The sequence below is a fragment of the Chryseobacterium sp. AG844 genome (assembly GCF_003182335.1).
In the GTDB taxonomy this organism is placed as follows: domain Bacteria; phylum Bacteroidota; class Bacteroidia; order Flavobacteriales; family Weeksellaceae; genus Chryseobacterium; species Chryseobacterium cupriresistens.
Map to the genome: position 1 here is coordinate 66,864 of NZ_QGTV01000022.1, position 8,786 is coordinate 75,649.

8 protein-coding genes are annotated in these 8,786 nt (G+C 33.3%); 1 reads left to right on the forward strand and 7 read right to left on the reverse strand.

All coding sequences use genetic code 11. The features are described from left to right. Positions 1–8: 8 nt before the first annotated feature. From DEU40_RS18425 to DEU40_RS18455, 7 genes are all read right to left on the reverse strand, one after another. The gene (locus tag DEU40_RS18425; RefSeq protein ID WP_227944132.1) at positions 9–809 is read right to left on the reverse strand and encodes a WxL protein peptidoglycan domain-containing protein; all 801 of its coding nucleotides are present in this window, start codon (positions 807–809) and stop codon (positions 9–11) included. 80 nt (positions 810–889) lie between these two features. Beyond that, positions 890–1,435: a peptidoglycan-binding protein LysM gene (locus DEU40_RS18430; protein WP_110011200.1), complete on the reverse strand. Its 546-nt coding sequence runs from the start codon at positions 1,433–1,435 to the stop codon at positions 890–892. A gap of 223 nt (positions 1,436–1,658) precedes the next feature. Beyond that, on the reverse strand, positions 1,659–2,204 hold the full coding sequence (locus DEU40_RS18435) for a peptidoglycan-binding protein LysM (RefSeq protein ID WP_110011201.1): 546 nt from the start codon (positions 2,202–2,204) through the stop codon (positions 1,659–1,661). A gap of 334 nt (positions 2,205–2,538) precedes the next feature. Beyond that, positions 2,539–3,084 (reverse strand): peptidoglycan-binding protein LysM, encoded by a 546-nt coding sequence (locus DEU40_RS18440; protein WP_110011202.1) that lies wholly within the window; start codon positions 3,082–3,084, stop codon positions 2,539–2,541. Positions 3,085–3,312: 228 nt separating this feature from the next. Then, positions 3,313–3,858 carry a peptidoglycan-binding protein LysM gene (locus DEU40_RS18445; RefSeq protein ID WP_110011203.1) on the reverse strand — a complete coding sequence of 182 codons (546 nt, stop codon included), beginning with the start codon at positions 3,856–3,858 and terminating at the stop codon, positions 3,313–3,315. Between the two features lie 202 nt (positions 3,859–4,060). Continuing rightward, the gene (locus DEU40_RS18450) at positions 4,061–4,603 is read right to left on the reverse strand and encodes a peptidoglycan-binding protein LysM (protein ID WP_110011204.1); all 543 of its coding nucleotides are present in this window, start codon (positions 4,601–4,603) and stop codon (positions 4,061–4,063) included. Positions 4,604–5,807: 1,204 nt separating this feature from the next. Then, the gene (locus tag DEU40_RS18455; RefSeq protein ID WP_181398004.1) at positions 5,808–6,815 is read right to left on the reverse strand and encodes an ETX/MTX2 family pore-forming toxin; all 1,008 of its coding nucleotides are present in this window, start codon (positions 6,813–6,815) and stop codon (positions 5,808–5,810) included. A gap of 1,057 nt (positions 6,816–7,872) precedes the next feature. Between DEU40_RS18455 and DEU40_RS18460 the strand changes: the two genes are divergently transcribed. Beyond that, entirely contained in the window at positions 7,873–8,112 is a 240-nt protein-coding gene (locus tag DEU40_RS18460) for a hypothetical protein (RefSeq protein WP_110011206.1), read from the forward strand. Positions 8,113–8,786 lie beyond the last annotated feature (674 nt).

An 8,786-nucleotide genomic window follows, 5' to 3' on the forward strand; every position in this document is an offset into this window, starting at 1 on the left:
GCTTACTATTAAAATTTAAAGTTTTTTTCTCCTACACGTAAATCATTGGATTCTGCCATTTTGACGATAACCACGCCAAGAAAGTTGCCTGAAATGTTCTCCGGTAGAGAAAACTGAACGACCTGATTGGTATCCGGAAGCATGGAGATTGAAATTGCGGGTAATTTTATTTCTTTGCCACTGTCTGTGTTGGTGAGTTCAAACTCAACGGTAGCATCATTAATGGTGTTTCCATCATTGTGAATGCTTACTGCGACTTTTCTGTTCGCTGCATTCTCATTGCTCACTTCTGCAATATTGGTAATATCCAGACTTTTTACATGGTTTCCCGGTGGAGTATAAAAGATGTGAAGTCCCACCTCAAATAAGGTGATAATACCAATACCGTTCTGAACACGTGCCTTATCTGCCTGCTGAGGAAGCTGGGTAAAAAACAACATACTGTTCGTAACGGCAGATTGTGATGCGTTTGCAGGAATCTGCATGGTTACTGCAATCTCCTTTGTACTTTTCGCAGGAACTGTTACAGTGTTTTCTAAGGTAGATACCCAGGAAGCATTAGACGTTTTTGAACTGCCTGCTTCAAGATAAACCTTATTTCCGTCTTCTTCTCTGAACCAGTCTTTAGAGTTGAGATTAAAGACATAATCCTTATCCGAGCTGTTCTGAAGCGTGACTGTCTTTGTTACTTTTTCTCCCGGATTGCCGGTAAAAAACAAACGTGTAGGCGACATAGAAATACTTTGTGCCAGAAGTGAAGAAGATCCTGTAAGGATAAAGAAAATGAAAAGGGGAATGAATTTGTGCATGGCGTAAATAGTTTAATAATAAAAGATTCCCAAAACTACTGAAAACATAGCAAAAGGAACCTTTTAAACTAAAATTTTTATTATAAAGCAGTCGCGGTATACGTTACTGTTTGTATATAAGTTCCGGCCGGTTTACCTAAAATATCTGAAGATGATGATTTTGCTGCCGGGATGGTGTAGTCCAGATTCAGTGTTAAGGCACTTCCGAGAGGAGCATTGGATACTAAAGTTCTTTCTCCCGGGGATAAAACCACGTCGTTTTTTGTTCCGCCCATACTTCCGGAAGCTTCTGCAGCTTTGATTGTCAAAACATCCACTGGGATTGAGTTTGAACCATTGACGAAATTCGGTCCCCCTGCTTTTACCTTTACATTAAAGTTCTTTGTGGAAGTAACTTTTAAAGAATTCGCTTTGGTAATTGTCTGATTAGAGTTATAGTCTGCTGCAGTAACATAGTTAAAGGCAACTATACCACCAATTGCTGTACTTCCTGCATCGATAGAGATGACATCATTCAGGGTAATGTTTACAGTTGTGGTTGCGGTTGTATTTTGAGCTTGAACATTATTAGTTCCAAATATGATTGCTCCAATAGTTAAGGCTGTGATTGTAATTAGTTTTGTCATGGCAGTAATATTTTATTGTTATTTTTATTTAATTATTATCTTTTGTATACTGCAAATTTATAGTGGTACTAAAAGTTTCTTTGTAGTGGAAAAAGGAAGTTCATGTAGTAAAATCACTACACAGTTTATTCACATAATAAATAGAAAAACCCTCAGTACTTTTCAGGTACTGAGGGCATATATATTGATGTGTTTTTTTTTTGTAAAATTGATGTATTTTTTATTATAAAGCCGTCGCGGTATAAGTTACTGTTTGCGTATAAGTTCCGGCTGGTTTACCTAAAATATCAGAAGATGATGATTTTGCCGCTGGAATAGTATAGTCCAGGTTCAATGTTAAGGCACTTCCAAGAGGAGCGTTGGTAACTAAATTCTGATCCGTTGCAGATAAAACTACAGTATTTTTTGTTCCGCCCATGGTTCCGGCTGCTGTAGCTGCTTTGATCGTCAGAACATTGACAGGAATTAAGTTCGTTCCATTCATAAAATTAGCGCCTCCTGCTTTTACTTTAACATTAAAGTTCTTTGTGGAAGTAACTTTTAAAGAGTTCGCTTTAGTAATCGTCTGATCAGAGTTGTAGTCTGCTGCAGTAACGTAGTTAAAATCTACCGTATTACCAATGGCTGTACTTCCTGCATCGATAGAGATGACATCATTCAGGGTGATGTTTACGGTTGTAGTTGCGGTTGTATTCTGAGCTTGAACATTATTAGTTCCAAATATGATTGCTCCAAAAGTTAAGGCTGTGATTGTAATTAGTTTTGTCATGGCAGTAATATTTTATTGTTATTTTTATTTAATTGTTATCTTTTGTATACTGCAAATTTATAGTGGTGCTAAAATTTTCTTTGTAGTGGAAAAAGGAAGTTCGTGTAGTAAAATCACTACAAGGTTTATTCATATGATAAATGAAAAAGCCCTCAAGACTTAGAAAATGTTGAGGGCATATATAAATCACTGTTATTTCTATTATAAAGCTGTCGTAATATAAATTACCGGATTTTGAATTTTAGCTATCTCGGGTCAATACATACAAAATCAAAGGCCCCCAGAGGAAGCCTTCGAAACACCAAATCACAAAATATTAATATGAAAAATTAATTTATAAAGCTGTTGCAGTATACGTTACTGTTTGCGTATAAGTTCCGGCCGGCTTACCTAAAATATCAGAAGATGATGATTTTGCTGCCGGAATAGTATAATCCAGGTTCAGTGTTAAGGCACTTCCAAGAGGAGCATTGGTAACTAAATTCTGATCCGTTGCAGATAAAACTACAGTATTTTTTGTTCCGCCCATGGTTCCGGCTGCTGTAGCTGCTTTGATCGTCAGAACATTGACAGGAATTAAGTTGGTTCCATTCATAAAATTAGCGCCTCCTGCTTTTACTTTAACATTAAAGTTCTTTGTGGAAGTAACTTTTAAAGAGTTCGCTTTAGTAATCGTCTGATCAGAATTATAGTCTGCTGCAGTAACGTAGTTAAAATCTACCGTATTACCAATGGCTGTGCTTCCTGCATCGATAGAGATCACATCGTTCAGGGTGATGTTTACCGTTGTAGTTGCGGTTGTATTCTGAGCTTGAACATTATTAGTTCCTAGTATCATTGCTCCAAAAGTTAAGGCTGTGATTGTAATTAGTTTTGTCATGGCAGTAATATTTAATTGTTATTTTTATTTAATTGTTATCTTTTGTATACTGCAAATTTATAGTGGTGGTAAAAGTTTCCTTGTAGTGGAAAAAGGAAGTTCATGTAGTAAAATCACTACAAGGTTTATTCATATGATAAATAGAAAAACCCTCACATACAAAATCAAAGGCCCCCTGAGGAAGCCTTCGAAACACCAAATCACAAAATATTAATATGAAAAATTAATTTATAAAGCTGTTGCAGTATACGTTACCGTTTGCGTATAAGTTCCGGCCGGCTTACCTAAAATATCAGAAGATGATGATTTTGCTGCCGGAATAGTATAGTCCAGGTTCAATGTTAAGGCACTTCCAAGAGGAGCGTTGGTAACTAAATTCTGATCCGTTGCAGATAAAACGACAGTATTTTTTGTTCCGCCCATGGTTCCGGCTGCTGTAGCTGCTTTGATCGTCAGAACATTGACAGGGATTAAATTCGTTCCATTCATAAAATTAGCGCCTCCTGCTTTTACTTTAACATTAAAATTCTTTGTGGAAGTAACTTTTAAAGAGTTCGCTTTAGTAATCGTCTGATCAGAATTATAGTCTGCTGCAGTAACATAGTTAAAATCTACCGTATTACCAATGGCTGTACTTCCTGCATCAATAGAGATCACATCGTTCAGGGTGATGTTTACCGTTGTAGTTGCGGTTGTATTCTGAGCTTGAACATTATTAGTTCCAAATATGATTGCTCCAATAGTTAAGGCTGTGATTGTAATTACTTTTGTCATGGCAGTAATATTTTATTGTTATTTTTATTTAATTGTTATCTTTTGTATACTGCAAATTTATAGTGGTGCTAAAATTTTCTTTGTAGTGGAAAAAGGAAGTTCGTGTAGTAAAATCACTACAAGGTTTCTTCATATGATAAATGGGAAAGCCCCCGATACTTTTGTAGTATCGAGGGCTTTTCTATTTAAAATTGGTATTGACTTACAATGCAGTGGCAGTATAAGTTATTTTTTGTGTATAAGTTCCCTGTGGTTTTCCTAAAAGTACCTTGGATGCATTTTCCGCAGAAATAGAGTAAGCAATATTTAAAGACTGTTTAGTACCTAAACCTGCATTACTCACCAGCACCTGATCATTTGGAGATAAAGTGACCTCATTCAGAGTTCCCACCATACTTCCCCCTGGTATTGCTTTTACCTGTAATATATCTACAGGAATGACATTTGCGCCACTTACAAAGTGTGCACCTTCAGATTTTACTTTTACATCAAAATTTTTAGAGGAAATAATGACTAAACTATTGGGAACGGTCACATTTTTTGATGAATTATAATCTTTTGTGTTCCCATAATTAAAATCTACAGCGCCTTCTGAAGCAGCAGAGCCAATATCCATTGCAATAACATCTGATAAAATAATATTGACTGATGTACTCACCTGCTCTGAATGTTGTGCCATAACCCGGTGGGTTCCTAAGGCGGTTGCTCCAAGAGCCAACGCAACGATAAAGATTTGCTTTTTCATGATTAATAAATTTAGTGAGGTGTAATAATATTGTCATTCGGAATTCATTATAAAGCTAATAACATTATATGACATTACCAAGACTTTTTTCATTATTGAGTGTATTATCATCATAAAGTTTACGAATATTCCAATCTAACAGAGTTAATTGTTAGCTATTATTAATGTAAAAATTACTTTTTTTTATTCCCAACCTGAATTTGAAGAAAATACGTTTCGAACACCAAATTAAATTTTGCACTACCCTATATCTTACCTATAACAATAGTTTGCGAACAAAAAAAGACGGACAAAACATTAAAAAAAATGTCTCGTCCGTCCGAGTGACCTCAGCGGTATATTTTCCGAACACTTTTGTTGAAGATCTGAACAAAATTGCGCAACTATCATGTATCAATATTTATTAAAATGATGTCATAATGATATGGTATAAGTTATAGGATAATCATTAGCTAAAATATTTCGACAGTGACCACCATGTTAGGGTACTTCAAAATCTCCATAATAATAGGTAAGATTTTAAAATATAGAAGTTTGTTGATTAATACAGACAACTGCCTTTAATATGTATTAAGGAGATAGAGGGAGTCTTGGTAATTCTTATTCATTCAATGTACTTAAAAATTCACTTATTCCATTATAACATCAGATTAAGCAATGGGCTTCTAATTATTTAAGCTATAAAATCTTCCCGGATCAAAAATGCTGCTGCGGAATTTTTTTATCAATTAATTCATCAAGCAGTAAAATGAAACTTGATCTCAATCTCGGGTGGCTTTTAACGTTTTGCCTCATAATTTTATCATGGTAAATCTTAATGGTTAATTTCTCCGATAAAAAAAACGGAGAAGTGATTGTGTATGAAGGAATTCAGGAAATTATCAATAATCCTGTTTAATACTCAAATATACACTTCACGAGATTCTAACTTGCAAGTCTTGCCATGTTGCTGTTTATTCATTTACATAAATTTTATTCCATAAACTAACCTATTTTTGTAGTTGATCTATTGATACTTCACAAAATAAGAATGAGCCCGACTTTGTATCGGACCCATTCTTTGATATTCAGTAATTAAAAATTCTGTTTAGATTCCTTTGATGGATCTTTCTTTAAAAGCTAATAGTAAATTAAAACTATTATTGAGCAATTGTCTAAAAAATTCTAATTATAACAATTTAACAGTGATGAAACTCTTTTCCTTTTAAATTTTTAATGCTTCAGGTTCGCTTATTAAAATTTTAGTTTCAACACGGTTCATAGATTCAGCTTTACCTGCTTCCGATCTCAATCCCCCATTCGTTAGACCATTATTACCTTTTCCATCATTATTTATTCCCGCGGCATTAAAATAATGGAAATAATGACCATCAACACTTTTAGGAAAATTTGCCATACAGCCTCCGCGCACAGAAATAGGAACAGAATAATTTACTGTGGATTTTCTTATTTTTGTTACAATGGCAACCTTTTTTCTAGAATGAGCTGGCACTTTTACTTCTACTTCATCTTCAATAGTTTTTTCGGTGGATGTATTAGTACCATTAGTAGTTTCTCCACCAACTGTTACTGATGTACTCAATTCAGCTCCAGCCATAGGAATTCCAATTGAACATGTTGCATTAACCGAAAGAGATCCGCTTATTGTACGCTGCCAAGACGTTTGATAGCCTTGTTTGTATGTATATTTTTTTTTAAGAGTAGCAGGCTTATTGGTATTATTTTCCACATAAGTTGTATAAACTTCATCAGGCATTTGTAAATTATCATCGAGCACTTTTATTGAGGGTTTCCCCAGAAGGACATACGCATCTCCATCGGCCTGATAAGAAACACCATCTACCTTAAGGCCTGAATTAAATTTAAGTCCATCTGGACGTACCCCTTTAAAAATAAATTTTTCTATTATGCTTTTAGGGCTATTTACATTGTAACCTAATTGCTGTAAGTGATCAGCAGTTAAATTAAATCTTTGTTCAGTAAAAGTTGCTGTGTTCTTTTGCGCGTTGGAGTATTCATTCGTATTTTTTGACATAAAGGGCGATTTAACATCTTTAATTAATTTCCAACCAGATTTTAACAAGTCCTCTTCACTAACTTTTAGTCTTTTTAGTTCCCCTTCATTGCCCTCAGATACAGAAAGTGGTTTTGTATCGTCGTTGTTTTCATTTTCCGCACAAGACGAAGCATAAAATACAATGAATAAACTCATACTAATTGTTTTTAGGGTACTTGTAATCTTAATTTTGCTGTTCATAATATTTTTTAAAAATTTGTCTGACAAATGTAGATTAGAATCCAGTAAAATGCAACTATGTTGCAAAATTATAATCAAACTTTAATACAACTCTAATATATTTTTAATGCAAGCCATATTAAGTAACAAATCTCAGCTCTGGATGGTAATAAAAAGGGGATTTCTAAGAATTTTTATTTCATCATCCGCTTTATTTTATTTCTACATCTGGACACAAACCTGATTATTTTCTCTTATTCTATTAATTCTTCCAGGATTCTCTAATTCGGGCTATAAATTATGAACTTGCGGCACTTATATAGTCATTGTATGGTGTCGATGATGTAAGCTGGATAACAAATCACTAAAGTCATAACTTTTTCGTACTCATAAATATCATTTTGGTTGTCGTACTCATGAAATTTGTAAACATTATTAAAATAAAGCAACATAAATTATCGAAGTATAGACATTTAATCTAAATCAAATAGAATATTAAAGAATGTATTAACTGCCCTGACCATATCTAATGCGGTTAAATATTTGTGAATTTTGTATTAATGTCAGATTAAGTAGATAATACGTATATTTTTTTTAGGGTAATTTTAAGTAGTTGTTTCAATAAATCACAGAGTAAGAGAAAATTAAAAATTCGAGTTGCTATTTTTGCAGCAATTATTCTTCCTGTTGCATATGTAGATGCAGATAGGTAGCAATACAGAAAATCATCAACAACTATTATAATTCATCAAGTATTCATATCCTCAATGAATATTTTGATAAATACGTACCTTATAAGTAGTATGTTTTGTTTGAAATGAAAAATTTCATGGTAAATTGCACGAATATTTAATGGGGGATAATAACCTGTTTAAGAATCAAATTTAAGAAAATCCAGAATATTGTTGCTTTAATTGATTCATAACTGATAGTAAACGAATGAATTGCAATAAAGTTTAATGTGAGTAAAAATACAGTCCCTAAATGGAAGATTTTTTTGTGAAACTTATTAAAATTATGAATAAATCAAAATATGAAACCCTTATATAAACCTATTTCAGAATTGCCATCAGTCGTTGAGGGTGAGAATTTTTCAATTACAGTTCTATTATTTGATAAAAATCTTGATAATTTCGACTTAGGATATTATGATTTCGAAATTTCCCAATGGGTGGCAATGGGTGGTTTTCAAATAGAAATAATATGCTGGTCTGAAATTATTATGCCTTCAAGCATGGCAGTATTGAGGTATACTTCCATTCTAATAGAGTAATTATATACAGGTTGTTCTTTTTAACAGTACAACAGGTGATATTAACCTTTATTAGAGAAAAATACTCTACTAGGAAGAATTAATGGGTTATTAAAGCAAGATTTCGTTCTTAAAAAGCAAAGGATATACATGACTTACACATATGTAAAAGGAGCATTTATATTACAACACGAAATACCATATTTAAATCTTAATATTGAAACTGCGGATAGAATCATAAAAAAATCCGAAGAAAAAATTTTCTCCGGATTTTTTACGTTTTAATTTTATGTCAACTTATTTCAAGACAACTTACTTTTATTATTTTTTCTAAATCTAATTTACTTTTCTTATGATAAACGTACTACTCTGAAATAAGTAGAGTACCCGAAGCTTTATAGGTAAATCCTTCATCTAAACTGAGGAAGCTGAGATTCCTTTTCTTTTATGGAAGTAAGGTATTATAATATCAACTTGTCGATCAAAGAAAATATAGACAAAACATCACAAACCATGTACAGACTTCCATCCTCTTCCAAAGTCCTTTTAAATACTTTTTAAATTTATAATTTGAATTCCAGTTTCACATTAAAGAAACGCCCTGTAAGACGTACCGGAACAGGATACATATAATTGCTGTTATAATCTGTGATCCATTGGTTCGCTACCGTGTTATTGATATTGAATGCGTTAAA